The sequence below is a fragment of the Massilimicrobiota sp. An142 genome (assembly GCF_002160725.1).
GTDB lineage: Bacteria > Bacillota_I > Bacilli_A > Erysipelotrichales > Coprobacillaceae > Allocoprobacillus > Allocoprobacillus merdigallinarum.
Window position 1 is genome coordinate 1 of the sequence record NZ_NFLD01000001.1, and the last position, 18,665, is coordinate 18,665.

The following is an 18,665-nucleotide window of genomic DNA, read 5'->3' on the forward strand; positions in this document are numbered from 1 at the left end:
TTTTATATGCTTTTATTATATGCATTTACATAAACATGTCAACACTTTTTTTACTTTTTATTTATATAAATCATTATATTTTGAATTTTACTATAAAAGCTATCATTATTTTATTATATTCACAAAAAATCATTTTATTTTTTCATATAAAATAAAATTTGTGAACTTATATCATGAGCCTTTTGAATAGACTCATCCATCAAATCAAGTTGGTATTGAATCTCATCTAATTGATTATTCAGTTCTTGAATTTCTTGTTTTTGTTCTTTGATTTGTTTAATCTTTTTTGACATTTTTTCTCTACGATCTAATACATATATAGCCAATAATAAACAAACAAATCCACCAATAATATATAAAACTATCATATCTTTCCTCATTTCATTACAACTATATCTTCAAATGTTTTACGTTGTGGTCTTTCAATTTCCATATCACTATAACCTAAAGCGATAACACTAACAACGGCTTGACTATCAGGAATCGCAAATATTTCCTTTATTTTCTGTTCATCACGGATACCCATAACCAACGTAGATAATCCTAATTCTGTTGCCTTCAACAAAAGATTCATATTATGCATACCACAATCATAATATCCCCATCCATTGCCAAGTTCATTCGTTGGTGTACCATCTTTATTATAACCAGAACGATTCAAAACAATCGTGGAAACAATTAAAACAGGAGCCTGACCAACATTTTCCTGATTGAATTCTGGCAATGAACCTTTAACCTGCTGTAAAGCTTCTTTTGATTTAGCAATATAATAACGTGTCACCTGTGAGTTCTTCCATGAAGGCGCTAAAATCGCCGCTTCAATAACCTGACGAATTACATTATCATCAACTTTTTTTGACAGATATTGTCTTCTTGTACTTTTTCTTTTATTCAAAACTTCATTTAATTCCATGTTTTCATCACCTATCCTTATTATAATCTTGATAAATCCGTTTTGCAAATAAAGTTACATGGCATCATCTATATATTGTACAGGAATGATTGCCATTGGAGCAATATCAGGAATTTCATCACCATCATCATGAAGAGCATAATTTCCATTCAATGTTAAATAGACTTGATCACCTTTTGATAACTGATAAGGTATAAAAACATCTTCTCCATAAACACTATCTAAACACAAGCATAGCTTTTCATCTTTTTGGTAATCAGATGAAGTTGATTCAGGCTTGAAAAATATCTGATTGTCATTTTTTTCAATGACTGTTGCTAAAACTCTTGAATAACCTTCCAGTTTTGAAGAGTCAGTCACATCATTTTGTTGACTTGTCAGCCAATCTTGAGAAGTGATCTGAATAGATTCATACGGAAAAATAGCTTCTGCAACCTGATAGTCACTATCTAAATTAATAATATGAATTTCAACAGCACTATCACAATTTCCCGTTGTCAATACACGACTCGCTGTAACAAGACTCATAATACCAAGCATGTTCCCACCTACTTGAAATGCTTCACTCGAAAAAATATCTATAAAATGTTCCTGATCAATCCAAATTGTCATAGACGAGTAATCATCACTATAATCCATCTGGTAATCTTCTCCCATTTTCATAAATTCTTGTGTAGCCTCTTCAATAAGCTGCTTATTTTGATTGATCAGTGCTTGTTTTTGTTCATCAGTTGCTTCTATAATCAGGTATTCATCATCTCGATAAATCTTTTCACCATATTGAGAATCAATCTTTAAAGATTGATCATTAGAGACATATGTCATAAAATCTTCATATTCCTCTTTTCCTAAAAACCAGTCATAATAACCTGCAAAACGATATTCTGTTAGATTCGTTTGTTGAGATTCGTCTTGAGATTGACAACCTGTTATCAGTATTAATAAACAACTTATAATCATTATAGAAATACCCTTTTTTATCATGATTCCTCACCCAAATCTATTATAACATAAAAAAAGAAACGATTTATCAAAACCGTTTCTTCCAATGACTTATTTATTTGCATCTACCATTAATTGACAAACCTTATTAGAAAATTCAACAGGATCATCAATACTAAATCCTTCAATTAATAAAGCCTGATCATATAACAATGATGCATAATCATTAATTTTATCTTTATCTTTTTCAAATAAAGATTGTAAAGCTGTAAAGATTGCATGATTTGGATTAATTTCTAAAATTCTTCCTGCTTTGATATTTTGTCCATCAGGCATTTGATTTAAAACTTTTTCCATTTCAAAAGAAACACCTTCACTACTTACCAAACAAACAGGATGTGTTTTTAAACGTGAAGACACTTTGACATCTTGAACTTTATCTTTCAATGCATCTTTAAGAGTTGAGATTAAGTCTTTATTATCTTCACTGACTTTTTCTAACTCTTTCTTTTCTTCTTCACTATCAATATCTAAATCACCTTGATTGATATTTTTAAATGGTTTTTCTTTATAATCTCTTAACATCTGAATACAGAATTCATCTACATTATCAATCATATAAAGAATATCAAATCCTTTATCTTTAACCATTTCTACTGTTGGTAAATGATCAATCTTTTCATAGCTTTCACCACTAGCAAAATAGATTTCTTTTTGACCATCTTTCATGTTTTCAACATATTCATTGAAAGTTATCATTTTCTTTTCATTTGCACTATAATATAACAATAAATCTTGTAATTTATCTTTTAACATACCATAGCTGTTATAAATACCGAATTTTAACTGTAATCCAAAACTCTTAAAGAATTCTTCATATTTTTCACGATCATTCTTTAACATTTTTTCAAGTTCACTTTGAATACGTTTTTCAATTTTATCAGCAATAATTCTCAATTGACGATCATGTTGTAACATTTCACGAGAAATATTTAATGATAAATCTTGTGAATCTACTAAACCTTTCACAAATCTGAAATGTTCAGGAACAAGTTCACTGGCTTTATCCATAATAAAGACACCACGAGAATAAAGTTGTAAACCTTTTTCATAATCTTGTGAATAGTAATTCATTGGCGGTTTAGAAGGAATAAATAATAATGAATCATAAGAAATTGTTCCTTCTACACTGTTATGCATAACACATAATGGATCGCTAAAATCATTAAATTTATCCTTATAGAATTCATTATAATCTTCTTCTGTAATTTCCTTTTTAGGTCTTTTCCATAAAGGAACCATTGAATTTAATGTCTTATTTTCAATGACTTGTTCATATTCATCACTATCTTCTTTTTTCTTAGAAGTTGTCATATCCATCTTAATTGGGTAATGAACATAATCAGAATATTTCTTAACTAATCTTTGAATTTCATATTCATCTAAATATTGGTCATAATTTTCATCATCAGTATTATCTTTTAAATATAAGTTAATTCTTGTTCCATGATTTGGATAATCAATTTCATTGATTGTATATCCATCACTTGTATCAGATTCCCAAATATAAGCCGGATCTTCTCCATACTTTTTAGAAATCACTTCCACCTTATGAGCAACCATAAATGCTGAATAGAATCCAACACCAAATTGTCCAATAATATCAACATCATCTTGTCCTTTTTCTAATGCCTGTTTAAATTCAAAAGAACCACTATTGGCAATCGTTCCTAAATGTTCTTCTAATTCATCTGCATTCATACCAATACCTTGATCAATAATAGATAACATACGATGATCTTTATTGATCACAATTTGAATAGATAAATCTTCTCTTGAAATACCATTTAAATTTTCAGTCAATGCTTTGTAATATAATTTATCTGAAGCATCACTGGCATTTGAAATCAATTCTCTTAAAAAAATCTCTTTATGTGTATAAATAGAGTTAATCATTAAATCTAATAATCTTTGTGACTCAGCTTTAAACTGTTTCTTTTCTGCCATATTTACATCTCCTTTTATTAGCACTCTATCTATTTTTGTGCTAATAGTATCTTACACCTATCTTTTAGCACTGTCAACCCAGATGTGCTAATTTTTCTTTTTTTATCCGTCTCATAAAAATAACTACATTGAATATTCTTTTTTAATATAATTTTTATCAAAAAAAAGAATGGTCAAGTCAACTTGCCATTCTTTGATTTTATTAATCTAAATCTTCACCATTAGATTTAAATGCTTTAGCAACCCAATAGAATGATTTTTTAGGAATACGTTTTAAATCTCTGATATCTTTGTTTGTTCTGTTAACATAAACAAATCCATAACGTTTATCCATATTACACATACTTGCTAAAATATCAATTGGTCCCCAAGTAATATATCCTAAACAAGGAACACCATCCTCAAACATTGCGTTTTCCATTTCTTTAATATGATCTCTATGATAGTTGATACGATAATCATCTTCGATTGTTTTACCTGCAGCAAGCATTGCATCTACTTCTTCTTGAGTCATATCTTCACGCCATCCAATACCATTTTCAAGAACGAATACTGGCAAATCAGAACGTGTATGTAAATCATTTAATGTCCATCTAAATCCAATTGGGTCAATTTCCCATCCCCATTCATTAGCTTCACAATGAGGATTTTTGATCATATGTTCACCAACAACTTCATGATATGGTCTTTCTAAGTCAAATTCACCTTCAGTCACTGTATTAGAACGATAATAACTGAATGCAATATAATCAACAGTGTATTTTAATAATTCTTCATCGCCTTCTTCAAAATGAGGCATCCATCCTCTATTTTCAAGATAAGCTACCATATAATCTGGATATTTTCCTTTTGCAAAAACATCAACATGGAAACCATTCATATATTGATAAGCTTGCCATGCAAATAAGTTGTTTTTAGGTGTATTTGTGTATGGATAAATATTTGTAACAGCAGCCATACCACAGAATTTAGCATCTGGTTGTAATTCTCTTAATGCTTTAACAGCTTTACAATGTGCAATAAAGACATTATGGTTAACTTGATATAAATGTTTTGGTTCACTTACACCTTCAGGAATTTCTTCAGCATTAGAAACTCTTAACATTTGACCATGTAAATTTTGTTCATTGAAACTCATCCAATGTTTTACACGATCTCCAAATCTTTCAATACATACTCTTGCATATCTTTCAAAGCAATCTACAACATAACGAGATGCAAAACCATTATAATTTTTAACAAGATGGTAAGGCATATCAAAATGAACTAATGTAATCATTGGTTCAATACCTGCTGCCAATAACTTATCAATTAAATCACTATAGAACTTCACACCTTCTTCATTAACAGGTTCATCTAAAGTTCCATTAGGAATAATTCTTGACCAGCAAATAGAAAAACGATAGAAATTAAATCCCATTTCTTTCATTAATGCAATATCTTCATCATAACGATGATATTCATCAATCGCAACATTCCAATCTGAAAATTCAGGATTCATTGGTCTGACATCATAAATACAAACCCCTTTTCCTCCTTCATTTCTTGCTCCTTCAGTTTGGAATGATGATACAGAACCACCCCAATAAAAATCTTTTGGCATTTTCTTTTCCACTTATAAAGTCCTCCTTTTTCTCTTATATTCTCATTTTAAAAGATATTGACATATGAGTAAATATCTTTTCATAACTTTATAAATTAGTTTCATAATTATATAAAAAATGCATTGTCATATGAAACTTTGTTTCATAATTGTTCGTATTTATCTATTTTAGGCAGGCGATATCCAATGCAACTTAACATTTTATTAGAAATCGTATTTACCTGTCATTTTAATCACCTATCTTTGATCATCTTCATTGTCCCATTGAAAATGATTTTTTCCTGCACCTATTTCAAAATGATATTTCACAATACCTAAATCTAATTTTGTATAAAAACCTATTCCTCTTTTCACTTTCACTTTTCCATTTTCAAAACCAAACTTAAATTTCTGTTGATTCATAGCAGTTGGGGCCAATAATGCATAACGAACGCCTTCATAAAACCATTGTGGAAGATTTCCCTCTGTTTCTATAACATCTTTCATATCTTTGCTTCGTCTAGCCACTCCTTGATTTTCACCATAACCAATTGAAATCACAGCTACTATTTTCTCATCAGAATCAAGATGAAGCACTTCTGGAATTTTTTTATAAGTTAAAGCCACCCAACATGTATTTAAACCTAGCTGTTGTGCTAATAAAACAAGATGCTCTCCATAATAGCCACATTTTCCCTGTAAATCAGAACTATTCTTCTTACCAATTAAAGCAATATAATGTTGAACACCCTTAAACTTACCATAATGAGCCAGCTGACTTTGAAAAGCACGCGGTTCATTGAGAATCAACTGAATGTTTAAATGACCCGCCTGATTACATTTTTCAATTTGTTTTTCTAATATTTGTGTTTTTTCATCATCAATGGGTTTATCTAAATATTGACGAACACTATGTCGTTTTTCTACTGCTTCTTTGATATCCATTATGAATCTCCTTTCATCCATCCATCAATACTGATTCTATTCTAACACAAAGCATCATAAAATACTTCAAAAATATAACAAACATCATTTTTCATAATAAGAGTAAAAATCATCACTTCTATGGAACAAAGTTTCATGGTATACTAGGATTGGTGATAAAAATGAGTATAATGACACAATTAGAATTTGAACTGGAATTCTCTCAATCAGAAAAACAAATTGCAAAATACATTTTAAATCATGGTGAAGAAGTTTTAAGCATGTCAGTCAAAGAACTGGCAAAAGAAACATATACTTCTCCTGCGACCATTGTCAGACTCTGTAAAAAAATAGGTTTAGAAGGTTATAATGATTTTAAAATCAAATATTCTGCCGAATTACAATATGATTTACATCATACTGATCGTATTGATGTCAATTTTCCTTTTTCTAAAGATGACAGTTATCCTATGATTTGTCATAAGTTATCTTCTCTTTATCAGGAAGTCATTGCAGATACAATTAAACTTATTGATTTTACTGAATTAAATAAGATTGTTGATTTATTATATCCCCATCAGCATATTGATATTTATGGTTCTGGTAATTCCTTATTAGCAGCCATGAGTTTTCAACATAAGATGATGCGTATTTCCAGAGATGTCAATTTAAGAATTTTACATGGTGAACAGGTCTTTATGTCATATAATTCCAATTCCTCACGTATTGCGATGATTATTTCTTATTCAGGAGAAACCAATGAAAATATTCAGATTGCTCAAACCTTAAAAGAAAACAATACACCCATCATTGTTTTAACATCAGTTGGTGATAACCGTTTATCTCATTATGCTGATTATATTTTAAATATTGGTTCTAGAGAAAAGATTTTTACGAAAATAGCTCCTTTTGCTTCACAAATTTCTATTGAATATCTCTTTAATGTCATTTTCTCTTGTATTTTTCAAAAAGACTATGAACAGAATATTCAAAATAAAATTAGTTACGATAAAAAGAATGATTTTCGTCATCCATTATCTAGTCCAGTGAGTGATGAAATAAAGTAATTTCATAATATGAAAAAAAACACGTTTCAATACTTTTTTTGTTATGATTGAAAAAAACAAAAGTTATGGAGGGTGAATCAATGAAATCTTTACAAATGAAATATAATGGATTACAAATTCTTTTCTGGTTATCCTATTTAGCTATTTATGGTTATGTGGCTATATTTTTACAATACCGTGGTTTATCCAATACGGATATTGGGATAGTGACAGGTGGTGGAGCTATTTTGTCCATCTTTTTATCTCCATTTATCTCATCCCTTTTATCACGCATCAAAGGTTTATCTATTAACAAACTGATTTTCACCCTATACTTGATCATGATTGTCATCTTTACTGTCTTAACAATCATCACTTCACCTATTTTTCTCATTATGATTTTATATGTTTTCCTATTAAGTCTGATTGCTGCAATGGTTCCTCTATTTTCTACAATATGTATGAATTACTTAAAAGATGGTCAATATATCAATTTTGGTTTAGCTAGAGGACTAGGCTCTATCTCTTATGCTGCGGGAGCTATTATTGTTGGTCAGCTGATTGATTTTTTTAATCCAACAGTCATTGCATTTGTCTATGCAATTGCCAGTATCGCTTTATTAATTCTTCTTTATACAATGCCACCCTATCAAATTCAAGAAGAAACAACGACAAAAAACCAGGAAAATATATTCTCTGTTATTAAAAAATATCGTATATTTTTTTTCATTCTTGTAGCTTTTACATTTATGTATGCTGCTTCAACAGCCTTATCAACTTATTTAATTAATATTGTTAAAAATCTTGGTGGAAACACTTCATTATATGGAATTGCTGTCTTTTGTATGGCTGCCAGTGAAATGCCAATTATGTCCATCACTTATCGTTTATTAAAAAAATACCGTTCTGAAACATTACTTTTAGCGAGTGCTTTCTTCTATGTTTTGCGTAATCTGACAATCTGTTTAGCACCTCATTTGATTGTCTTATTGATAGGTATGATGTTCCAGGGATTATCTTTTGGACTCTTTACTGCAACCATCACTTATTATGTCAATGATCATCTTGATGAAAGTGATCAAATGATGGGACAAACAATGATTGCGATGATGTCAACAGGATTAGGATCATCCATAGGAAATATCTTTGGTGGTATATTACAAGATAGTTTAGGTTTAAATAGTATGCTTATCTTTGTATGTGGATTGACTTTGATTGGATGCTTCATTATGTTTATGACATTGAAAAATAAAGTTGGTTTAGGACATCGTCCTTTAATCAAGTCTACGAAAAACAGCTAATGATTTGGTTTCATGAGCTGTTTATTTTATATTTGATAATCTTTCAAATAATTCTAAGAATTCTTTTTCAACATCTCGATAATGTTTTTCTGTAAAACATGGTTGACTTTTTAATAAACAAGTCGGCTTTGGTTGCTGCTCCATCAATGTATATAGTTCATAAGCTAACATATCATCATCTATCCTTTTGATTTTTAAAAGGTCTTCGTCTTTTAATTCTGAAAGTTCATACTTTTCAAAAATAACTTTTATCCATTGACTTTCAATATCCTCATAAAGCTTTAAATGCTGTTTAAGAGGTCTGATAATATCTGATATATAGGCTTCACTGGCATCATGTAATAGACAGGCCAGTGATAGTCGAGAATCACGATATCGAAGAAATGCTTCTTGAGCACAGTTAAGACTATGTTGTGCTACAGAATAAAACATTTTTAAATGGCCGCCACCACGACATAATAAGCTTAATGCATGCGCAATGTCTTTGATATCTATATCATCTTTTGTAAATGCAAGAGGATTAATTTTTTTACCTGTATATGTATGCATATATGAATTCATAGAAACACCTCTAAAAAGACTGATATTTGTCTTCCCTTAACAACAAAATCTTCTTTGAAAAGCAAACCATCATCAAAATAATTGTTGACAAATTGATTTTTTAACATATCACTTTCACCTTCTTTAAAAACCATTGCTTTACGTATCCTATTATATATGACATAGTTTGAAGTCGCAATAGAAACAAAAAGTGATGAGAAATTCTCATCACTTACCAGATTAGATTAATAATTTTCAGTCATTCTTTCGAAATATGCTTTTGGATAACCGCATGTTGGACATCTTTCAGGAGCTTCTTCTCCTTCATAAATGAAACCACATTGTCTACATTTCCATCCTTTTGGGGCATCCCCTTTGAATGTTTTTCCTTCTTTATAATTTTTTAATAATCTTAAATAGCGTGCTTCATGTGATCTTTCAACTTTACCGACATTTTCAAATTTAATAGCTAATTCTTCGAAACCTTCTTCTCTTGCTTCTTGAGCCATACGTTTGTACATATCAGTCCATTCTTCATTTTCTCCAGCAGCAGCATCTTCTAAGTTTTGATCAGTTGAACCAATACCATGGAATTCAGCAAACCACATTTTTGCATGTTGTTTTTCCTGGTTAGCTGTTTCTTCAAAAATAGCAGCAATTTGTTCTAAACCTTCTTTTCTTGCCATTTCAGCAAAATAAGTATATTTATTTCTTGCTTGAGATTCACCTGCAAAAGCTTCCATTAAATTCTTTTCAGTTTTTGTTCCAGCATATTTAGATTTCTTTTCTTCTTCAACTTTTTCAAATTGACTTGCTGGAGCTTTACAGATTGGACATTGTTCTGGAGCTGTTTCTCCTTCATGAACATATCCACAAATTTTACAAATCCATTTTGACATTTTCTTTTTCCTCCTTCTTCATCTATCTTCATTATACACCTTAAAAATAATAAAGCAAGGACTTTTTTAATAATAGTAATTATTATTAATAATATTATACATTGCTTTTAAGAAGATAACCATGTATAATGTGAAATGAAAAAAGAATATCGTCAGTAGTGACTTTTATCAAGCACTAACTTTTCTTTTTTAAACTTATGAAAACGTCGTATTCTATGATAGAAATGACAGTGGAGGTACAAATGAATAAACAAAAAACTAAGAATCTTGCATTCATGTCGCTTTTTATTGCCATTGAAATTTTAATGGTTATGGTTCCTTTTCTAGGTTTTATTCCTATTGGTCCATTACGTGCCACAACTTTGCATATTCCTGTTATTATTGCAGGGATTGTCTTAGGGAAAAATAAAGGTGCTCAAGTTGGTCTGGTTTTTGGCTTATCAAGTCTATTTATAAATACAATTCAGCCAACCATTACATCTTTTGTTTTCTCACCATTTATAAGTGGCTCATTTTGGAGTTTAGTGATTGCGATCATTCCTAGGGTCTGTATTGGATATGTTGCTGGAATGATTTATGAAAAATGGAAAAAACATCCTATATTAGCAATGAGTCTAGGTTCTTTTTTAGGTGCAATGACAAATACAATTCTTGTATTGGGTGGTATTTATCTTTTCTTTGGAAATCAATATGCTTCAGCTTTAGGCATGACATTTTCAAAATTGATGCCCTATCTTCTCACGATCATTGCGACAACTGGTTTGTTAGAAGCTATCGTTGGAACAATTATTTCTGTTATTGTTTCACGTATTTTAATTCAAATTAAGAAATAAGGTGAAAAAATGTCAAAAAAAATAATTATTGGTATTACAGGAAGTGTTGCGGCTTTTAAAAGCATACAGCTCATTAGTGATTTAGTGAAACAGGGATATCAGATTGAAGTCATGATGAGTGAAAGTGCTACACGTTTTGTGACTCCTGTTTGTATTCAGTCGCTGACAAAACGTAAAGTCTATGTGGATACATTTGATGATGAAAATCCAGCTATTATTACCCATGTAGATATTGTCAAAGATGCTGACTTATTTATGGTTGTCCCTGCCAGTGCTCATACGATTGCAAAACTGGCATATGGTATGGCTGACAATATGTTAACAAGTGCTTTTTTAGCTGCCACATGTCCAAAACTTATTGCGCCTGCAATGAATGTTCATATGTATGAAAATCCTATCACACAAAAGAACATGCAGTTATTAAAAGAAACAGGTGTTGTTTTTGTAGAACCTATCTCAGGATTATTAGCCTGTGGTGATACAGGAAATGGAAAACTGGCAGATGAAGACACTTTATTAGAAATGATTGATTATATGTTAGCACCAAAAACACTTTCAGGTAAAAACATATTAATCAGTGCTGGACCTACACAAGAAAGTCTGGATCCTGTTCGTTTTATTACCAATCACTCAAGTGGTAAAATGGGCTATGCACTTGCGAAAGCTGCTTTCCAATTAGGGGCCAATGTCACGCTTGTCAGTGGACCTACGCATCTCAAAAAGCCACATGGAGTCAATGTTATTGATGTGATCAGTGCAAACGATATGTATCATCAAATCATTCAGTGTGTTAAAGAATATGATTATATGATTATGTCTGCTGCCGTGGGTGACTATGCCTGCAATGAAATAGCTGATGAGAAAATCAAAAAGCTTACTGATACACTCACATTGGAACTTCATAAAAACAAAGATATATTATTAGAAATTGGGAAAAGACGTTTAGCATCTCAGGTGATCTGTGGTTTTGCGATGGAAACAAGTCATCTTATCGAAAATGCTCAAATGAAGCTACAAAAGAAAAACTGCGATATGATTGTAGCTAATCATTTAAAAACAGATGGCGCAGGTTTTCAGGGAGATACCAATGTCGTCAGTATTTTAACACCACAAGAAATCACAGATTATCAAAAGATGTCTAAACAGGAATTAGCTTACATTATCTTAAATCAAATGAAAAAGCTGGAGGAAGAAAAATGTTAATTGTTATTGATATTGGAAATACAAATATTACAATGGGAATCTATCATCAAGATCAGTTAATTGGAACTTATCGTTTAACAACAAAATTCCAAAGAACGTCTGATGAATATGGATTTATGTTATTATCTTTTTTGAGCGCTTCTTCAATATCTGCTGATGATATTCAAGATATTATTATTAGTAGTGTTGTACCAAAAATCAACTATTCATTTACTAACTGTATCAAAAAATATTTACATAAAAATCCTATCTTTATTGGTCCAGGTGTCAAAACTGGTATTGATATTCGTATTGATAATCCTTCAACTTTAGGTGCTGACCGTCTGGTTGATGCTGCTGGTGCTTATTATACTTATGGTGGTCCTTGCCTCGTTATTGATTTTGGGACTGCTACAACTTATGATGTTGTGAGTGAAAAAGGAGAGTTTTTAGGTGGAGCAACTGCTCCAGGAATAGGCATTTGTGCAAATGCATTGTCTTCTCAGGCAGCTAAACTTCCTGAAATTGAAATTCAAAAACCAGAACGAGTGATTGCTAAAAATACTATCAAAAGTATGCAGGCTGGTGTCTTCTTTGGATATATTGGACAAACGGAATATTTAATTAAACAAATCAAAAAAGAATATCAACAAGATATGAAAGTCATTTCAACTGGTGGTTTAGGAAGAATGATTGCTAAAGAAACAGATTTCATTGATATTTATGATGCTGATCTTACATTTAAAGGTCTTAAAATCATTTATGATAAAACAAAAAAGAATTTATATGAAAAACAAGGTTTATAATGAACCTTGTTTTTCTTCTATATATATCATTTTAATCAATTGAGCTATAACATATTGTTTATCAAATAATGTCATCAATCTTTCATTTCCAATTTTATCATGTTCAGGATAAAGCAGAAAATGTAGAATGATGCCTACAATTCCTTTATTATTCATATGTTTAAGAATGTGCAAATCACCATTTAATAAAACAGAAAAATCTTTTTGCAGATATTCTTGAAAATCTTGCAGTAAATCATGAACGAATATATCAAACTGATAAACATAACTCTCATCACGTTCTAAAATTTCACAGATCCAATCGAGTAAAATATATAAATAATCTTCTTTTTGTAAAGGCTCTTGAAAATGTGCCTCTAGAAACTGCTGATAAAGATGATCTTGACTGCTACTTTTTGTATATTGACGTATATATCTTTCTGTCAATAAAATATTTTGATAAGTTTTTTCAAATAAGACAGTTTGAAATGGTAAAAATGTATATTTATGACCAACATACTTGTTCATTGCTTTTTGACCCTGCTGATATCCTAAACGTAGTGAACGTTGAATAGATTCTTTAGAAAAATCCATAAATCCACTGAGTTCAACAGTTGGATACGTATAATGAATATGAGGACGATGCAAATAATGGGAATGCTTAACAGGATAACTCATATCAATGACTAATACTTCATCTGCTCCCATAGCTAAAGCTAAATCAATGGGAACATTATCATAATACCCTCCATCAATATACGCCTGATCTTGAAAGCGATGAATAGGAAACAATGGAAAACAAGAGGCACTGGCTAATAAATAATCATAAATATGTTGACGTGGCATTTCTTCTTTTGTTATATACAAGGGTTTGAGTGATGGAAATTGCACTGTACATAATCCAAAATCAATTGATGATTGAAGGAGTTTATCTTCATTTAATAACTGGCGTATCAAATGTTTTAAAGGTGTAATATCAGCACCTTTTTCTTTCATATAATTCTTAAAAAATGAAATAACCAGATGTGATTGATCAAGCATATGATCAAAATCAAAACTCAAATCTGGTAAGCCCCCTTCAAAAACATCTTTTTCTTCAATATTTTCCCATAAATGCAAAAGAACATCTATATCCTTTTGCGCTAACAAACAGGCATTTAAAGCTCCTATAGATGTTCCCGTTACTATCTGATAATCCATTTGCGCTTCATGAATAGCTTTTATAAACCCAGCTTCATAAGCACCCTTGGCTCCTCCTCCAGCGAAAACAATTGCTTTTTTCAAAATTAATCTCCCCTTTTGCTCTCTTTTATCATATGAGAGAACTGTTCTAAATAGACATCAAATTCCTGAAAATCTGTTAAATGATATTCCCAGTTAGGAGAACCAATTTTCCCTGGTACATTAAAGCGACAAGATGTATCTTTGCCCATCAAATCCCAAAATGGAATAATAACTTCTTTGGCATCTAAATCTAAACAATAATTTAAGATTTTCTGATACATATGTTGTTGTGAATAATCTTGTAATAGTTCTTCTAATTTTTTATATTCATCTTCATCTAAAGTATTGAGCCATCCAACTAAAGTATCATTATCATGTGTTCCACTATAAACAACAACTTTTGAAAAATCAAAATCATAGGCATAATGGAACTGAAAAACATACATACCTTTTAAATAATAATGATCTCTCAACTGATAAACTTCATCTCTTAAATCACCCAAATCTTCAGCTAAAATAGATAAATGATTAATTGATGAATACAGAGTATCAAATAAATCATAACTTGGTCCTTCAACCCACTCCCCGATAACAGCAGTCGGTTCACTCGCTGGAATTTTCCAATACGTATCAAATCCCCTGAAATGATCAATTCTGACACGATCATACATTTGTTGACTCGCTTTCATACGTTCAACCCAAAAGGCATAATGGTGTTGCTTCAAATATTCCCAATTATAAATAGGATTTCCCCAACGTTGTCCAAATTTACTAAAATAATCAGGAGGTACACCTGCTACAAATGAAGGTGTCCCATCTTCTTCTAGTAAAAAGCATTCTCTATTTTGCCAGACATCTGCCGAATCTAATCCTACATAAATAGGCATATCTCCAATAATTTCAATATTTTTTTGGTGCGCATAATCTCTGAGTTGTTGCCACTGTAAGAAAAAGAAATACTGTAAGAAAATTTGATAATCAATATCCTTAGTAAACGGCAATAATGAAAAAGATTGATCATGTTGATAATTTTTATATTCTTCTGGCCATTCAGCCCATGAACATTCATGATGATGTGATTTAAAAACTCTAAAAATAGCATAAGAATAAAGCCATGACTTATTTTTTTCAACAAATTCCTGATATTGCTGATCACCATGAAAACGTGAAAATGCCAAACGATAATATGCTTGTTTTTGTTTTCTTACCTTTGCATAATCTACATATAAACTCTGTTGATTATCAATGTGAACTTCATCAGGATATAACAACCCTGCTTCAATAAAAGCTTCGATATCTAAATAAATTTCATCACCAGCATGACTTGATAAAGGCTGATATGGGGAATGACCATATCCTAATGGATTTAATGGCAGTATCTGCCAAATTTCAAGATGTGCTGCGGCTATTTTATCAATAAATTGATATGCATTTTGACCAAAATCTCCTACTCCATATGCACTAGGCAATGCTGAAATAGGAAATAAAATACCTGTTTTTTTCATAACTTTTCACCTAATAACCTATATTTTCCTCAATAATAATGACATGAATACGCTTTTTTTGTCCCTGATAAGCAAGTTTAACGTAACTGCTGCAAATACGTTCGTCACTTAAACAATCCTGACATTGTCCTAACTTTGTACAAGGTGTATGCTTATGCAATCGTAAAGCATTAGCTGGTGCACTATATTGACGTATATGTTCAATCGCTTCCTGTTCATTCGCACAGATTTTATTTATTCCAGCAATAACATAAACATCTTTAGGACCAAAGATCATTGCAGCTACACGATTACCTGTACCATCTATATTATATAAACATCCATCCATTGTCAAAGCATTAGTTCCTGTAATAAATATATCTGCCAATAGCCCTTCTCTTAAACGTTCTTTTACTTGTTCTTGAGATAATCCCATTTCATAACGATCTATAAACTGTACATCACTTTCTCTTATCAAATCAATGATTCCTAATTGTGATAATGTGACACTTCCTCCTACAGCAACTTTCTTTTGATCCTTTAAAACAGTTCTTAAATATTGTTTTAATTCATTTTCATCCTTCACAATCATACATGACATCTGATTTTTTTCAAAAGCCTTTATTAACTGATTTTCTTTCATACGTAATAATGTTTGATAATTTTCTTCCATTTTTTATCCTCCTATAATAGCAGTTGCCCTAACTGATAGATAACAAACGCAACCAGATATGCCATCCCGGTTTGAAATATGACTGTTAAAATTGCCTGAGGCCATGAACGTAATTCACGTTTTGTTGCAGCAAAAGCAGCAACACAAGGCATATATAAAACGGTAAAAACTAAAAATGTAAAAGAACTTAATGGTGTAAAAATGCCAATTAATGCTTGATTTAAAGCTGCTGTTGAAGAAGATTGTGTTAAAACAGTTAAAGTAGAAACAACTGACTCTTTTGCAGTAATACCTGTCATTAAAGCTGTTGAAGCACGCCAATCATTAAAACCAAGTGGTGCAAAAATAGGTGATACAAATGAGCCGATTGCAGCTAAAATACTTTGCGAACTGTCTGTGACAAAATCAAAAGTAAAACTAAAACTTTGTAAAAACCATATCACAATAGAAGCCATAAAAATGATAGTAAAAGCTTTATGGATAAAATCCTTTGCTTTATCTAAAACATTTAAATAGACATTTTTTAAAGTTGGAATACGATAAGCTGGAAGCTCCAATACAAATGGAACAGGTTCACCAATAAATATCGTATTTTTCAATAATAAAGCAGAAATAATAGCGACTAAAATTCCAATACAGTAAATGCTTATCATGACTATTGCTGCTTTATGAGGAAAGAAAGCCGCAATAATCATTCCATAAATAGGCAGTTTCGCACTACAAGACATAAATGGCGTTAAAATAATTGTCATCTTACGATCTCGATCACTGGATAAGGTACGTGTTGCCATAATAGCTGGAACACTGCATCCAAAACCAATTAACATAGGTACAAAAGAACGTCCTGATAATCCTATTTTTCTCAACGCCTTATCCATGACAAATGCAACACGTGCCATATAACCGCTATCTTCCAGCATTGATAAAAAGAAAAACAAAATCACAATCACTGGTAGAAATGATAATACGCTTCCAACACCTGCCAAAATACCATCTCCAACTAAAGAACGTAACCAAAAAGCAACATCATATTGTTCTAGAAGGCGAATGATCATATTTGAAAATTCTCCAATAATAGAATCCATTAAATCTTGTAATGGTGCTCCAATAAGTGAAAATGTCAAATAAAAGATCAACAACATAATAAGAATAAAAACAGGAATTCCTAAATATTTATGTGTCAATAAACGATCAATTTTCTCAGAACGAATTTGTTCTTTTGTTTCACTTTCTATAAAAACAGTTTGCTTACATACATCTTCAATAAAAGAATAACGCATATCAACAAGTGCTGCCTCACGATCTGTTCCTGCTTCTTCTTCCATCTTCTGTAAAATATGCTCAATAATATGACGATCTCCCTGATCAATATGCAATTGATCAAACATCTCATCATCACCTTCGATAATCTTTGTCACACAATAACGTAAAGGTAACTGTAAAGATTGTGCACTCTGTTCAACGATATGTGATATAGAATGAATAGCTTTATGCACAACACCATGACAAATATCAATATGTTGTGATGGCTTATCTAAATTATTTTCAATAGCCGTTATAACATCTTCAATACCTTCATTTTTACTTGCTGAAATAGGAACAATATCCATTTCTAAACGTTCCTTTAAGCCATCAATATCAATGCTATTACCACTCGTAATCACTTCATCCATCATATTTAAAACCAGAATCATAGGAATATTTAATTCTAATAATTGAGTTGTTAAATAAAGATTTCGTTCCATATTCGTTGCATCAATAATGTTAATAATTAAACATGGTTTTTCTTCCAATAAATAACGAATAGAAACGATTTCTTCAGCTGTATAAGGTGATAATGAATAAATACCAGGTAAATCTATTAATTCTAATTCATCTTTATGTTTTTTTATGAATCCTGTTTTTTGTTCGACAGTAACGCCAGGAAAATTCCCAACATGCTGAGAAGAACCAGTCAAAGCATTAAATAATGTTGTCTTCCCACAATTTTGATTACCAATTAAAGCAATTTTTTTACTCATCATCAACCACCCTCACTTCAATCAAGGCAGCATCCTCTTTCCTCAAAGTCAAAACATAGCTTCTTAAATAAACTTCTATTGGATCCCCCATAGGTGCCACTTTCCTGATTTTCACTAATGTATGGGGTGTTAAACCCATTTCTAATAAGCGTCTTCTCAAAAGTCCTTTACCATTAACAGATACAATCTGTACCAATGTTTGAGGACTCATCTGATCTAATGTCATACCCTCACCTCATCTACCTACCCATTATAACGCATTTTTTAAACAATGAAAATATTATCTTTTCCAATATCATTGACATGCTT

General features: G+C 31.0%; 18 protein-coding genes. 5 read left to right on the forward strand and 13 right to left on the reverse strand.

Features of this window, described 5'->3' with window-relative positions:
* Window positions 1–134: 134 nt before the first annotated feature.
* From B5E87_RS00005 to B5E87_RS00030, 6 genes are all read right to left on the reverse strand, one after another.
* Window positions 135–368 (reverse strand): hypothetical protein, encoded by a 234-nt coding sequence (locus B5E87_RS00005; RefSeq protein ID WP_087242699.1) that lies wholly within the window; start codon window positions 366–368, stop codon window positions 135–137.
* An 8-nt stretch (window positions 369–376) separates the two neighbouring features.
* On the reverse strand, window positions 377–913 hold the full coding sequence (locus tag B5E87_RS00010; protein ID WP_087242701.1) for a nitroreductase family protein: 537 nt from the start codon (window positions 911–913) through the stop codon (window positions 377–379).
* A 54-nt stretch (window positions 914–967) separates the two neighbouring features.
* Window positions 968–1,897 (reverse strand): hypothetical protein, encoded by a 930-nt coding sequence (locus B5E87_RS00015; protein WP_087242702.1) that lies wholly within the window; start codon window positions 1,895–1,897, stop codon window positions 968–970.
* A gap of 69 nt (window positions 1,898–1,966) precedes the next feature.
* Window positions 1,967–3,862, reverse strand: coding sequence for a molecular chaperone HtpG (htpG, locus tag B5E87_RS00020; RefSeq protein ID WP_087242705.1), 1,896 nt, complete (start codon window positions 3,860–3,862; stop codon window positions 1,967–1,969).
* Between the two features lie 202 nt (window positions 3,863–4,064).
* The gene (locus B5E87_RS00025; RefSeq protein ID WP_087242708.1) at window positions 4,065–5,477 is read right to left on the reverse strand and encodes a glycoside hydrolase family 1 protein; all 1,413 of its coding nucleotides are present in this window, start codon (window positions 5,475–5,477) and stop codon (window positions 4,065–4,067) included.
* 225 nt (window positions 5,478–5,702) lie between these two features.
* Window positions 5,703–6,389, reverse strand: coding sequence for a nitroreductase family protein (locus tag B5E87_RS00030; protein WP_087242710.1), 687 nt, complete (start codon window positions 6,387–6,389; stop codon window positions 5,703–5,705).
* Window positions 6,390–6,550: 161 nt separating this feature from the next.
* Between B5E87_RS00030 and B5E87_RS00035 the strand changes: the two genes are divergently transcribed.
* Together B5E87_RS00035 and B5E87_RS00040 are read left to right on the forward strand one after the other, a co-directional pair.
* Window positions 6,551–7,435 (forward strand): MurR/RpiR family transcriptional regulator, encoded by an 885-nt coding sequence (locus B5E87_RS00035; protein WP_087242712.1) that lies wholly within the window; start codon window positions 6,551–6,553, stop codon window positions 7,433–7,435.
* 80 nt (window positions 7,436–7,515) lie between these two features.
* Window positions 7,516–8,715, forward strand: a complete 1,200-nt coding sequence (locus B5E87_RS00040) for an MFS transporter (RefSeq protein WP_087242714.1) — start codon at window positions 7,516–7,518, stop codon at window positions 8,713–8,715.
* A 21-nt stretch (window positions 8,716–8,736) separates the two neighbouring features.
* Here the strand turns inward: B5E87_RS00040 and B5E87_RS00045 are convergent, their stop codons facing one another.
* Window positions 8,737–9,276: a hypothetical protein gene (locus tag B5E87_RS00045; protein ID WP_087242716.1), complete on the reverse strand. Its 540-nt coding sequence runs from the start codon at window positions 9,274–9,276 to the stop codon at window positions 8,737–8,739.
* Between the two features lie 224 nt (window positions 9,277–9,500).
* Window positions 9,501–10,154, reverse strand: a complete 654-nt coding sequence (gene rbr, locus B5E87_RS00050) for a rubrerythrin (protein WP_087242718.1) — start codon at window positions 10,152–10,154, stop codon at window positions 9,501–9,503.
* A 242-nt stretch (window positions 10,155–10,396) separates the two neighbouring features.
* On the opposite strand from rbr, the gene B5E87_RS00055 reads away from it, so the two are divergent.
* Genes B5E87_RS00055 through B5E87_RS00065 form a run of 3 tightly spaced genes read left to right on the forward strand, consistent with a single transcriptional unit; the run spans window position 10,397 to window position 12,975 of the window.
* Window positions 10,397–10,987, forward strand: a complete 591-nt coding sequence (locus B5E87_RS00055) for an ECF transporter S component (protein ID WP_087242720.1) — start codon at window positions 10,397–10,399, stop codon at window positions 10,985–10,987.
* A 9-nt stretch (window positions 10,988–10,996) separates the two neighbouring features.
* Complete coding sequence (coaBC, locus tag B5E87_RS00060; RefSeq protein ID WP_087242722.1) at window positions 10,997–12,190, forward strand: bifunctional phosphopantothenoylcysteine decarboxylase/phosphopantothenate--cysteine ligase CoaBC; 1,194 nt, start codon at window positions 10,997–10,999, stop codon at window positions 12,188–12,190.
* On the forward strand, window positions 12,184–12,975 hold the full coding sequence (locus B5E87_RS00065) for a type III pantothenate kinase (RefSeq protein ID WP_087242724.1): 792 nt from the start codon (window positions 12,184–12,186) through the stop codon (window positions 12,973–12,975). Before coaBC ends, B5E87_RS00065 begins: the two co-directional genes overlap by 7 nt.
* On the opposite strand, the gene B5E87_RS00070 is transcribed toward B5E87_RS00065, so the two are convergent.
* Genes B5E87_RS00070 through B5E87_RS00090 form a run of 5 tightly spaced genes read right to left on the reverse strand, consistent with a single transcriptional unit; the run spans window position 12,970 to window position 18,582 of the window.
* On the reverse strand, window positions 12,970–14,238 hold the full coding sequence (locus tag B5E87_RS00070; RefSeq protein WP_087242726.1) for a patatin-like phospholipase family protein: 1,269 nt from the start codon (window positions 14,236–14,238) through the stop codon (window positions 12,970–12,972). The genes B5E87_RS00065 and B5E87_RS00070 overlap by 6 nt on opposite strands.
* Window positions 14,239–14,240: 2 nt before the next feature.
* Window positions 14,241–15,683: a 4-alpha-glucanotransferase gene (gene malQ, locus B5E87_RS00075; RefSeq protein ID WP_087242728.1), complete on the reverse strand. Its 1,443-nt coding sequence runs from the start codon at window positions 15,681–15,683 to the stop codon at window positions 14,241–14,243.
* A 10-nt stretch (window positions 15,684–15,693) separates the two neighbouring features.
* Window positions 15,694–16,335, reverse strand: coding sequence for a lactate utilization protein (locus tag B5E87_RS00080; protein ID WP_087242730.1), 642 nt, complete (start codon window positions 16,333–16,335; stop codon window positions 15,694–15,696).
* Window positions 16,336–16,346: 11 nt separating this feature from the next.
* Complete coding sequence (gene feoB, locus B5E87_RS00085) at window positions 16,347–18,359, reverse strand: ferrous iron transport protein B (protein ID WP_087242732.1); 2,013 nt, start codon at window positions 18,357–18,359, stop codon at window positions 16,347–16,349.
* Window positions 18,349–18,582, reverse strand: coding sequence for a FeoA family protein (locus B5E87_RS00090; RefSeq protein ID WP_087242734.1), 234 nt, complete (start codon window positions 18,580–18,582; stop codon window positions 18,349–18,351). The genes feoB and B5E87_RS00090 overlap by 11 nt, the downstream gene beginning before the upstream one ends.
* Between the last annotated feature and the right edge of the window lie 83 nt (window positions 18,583–18,665).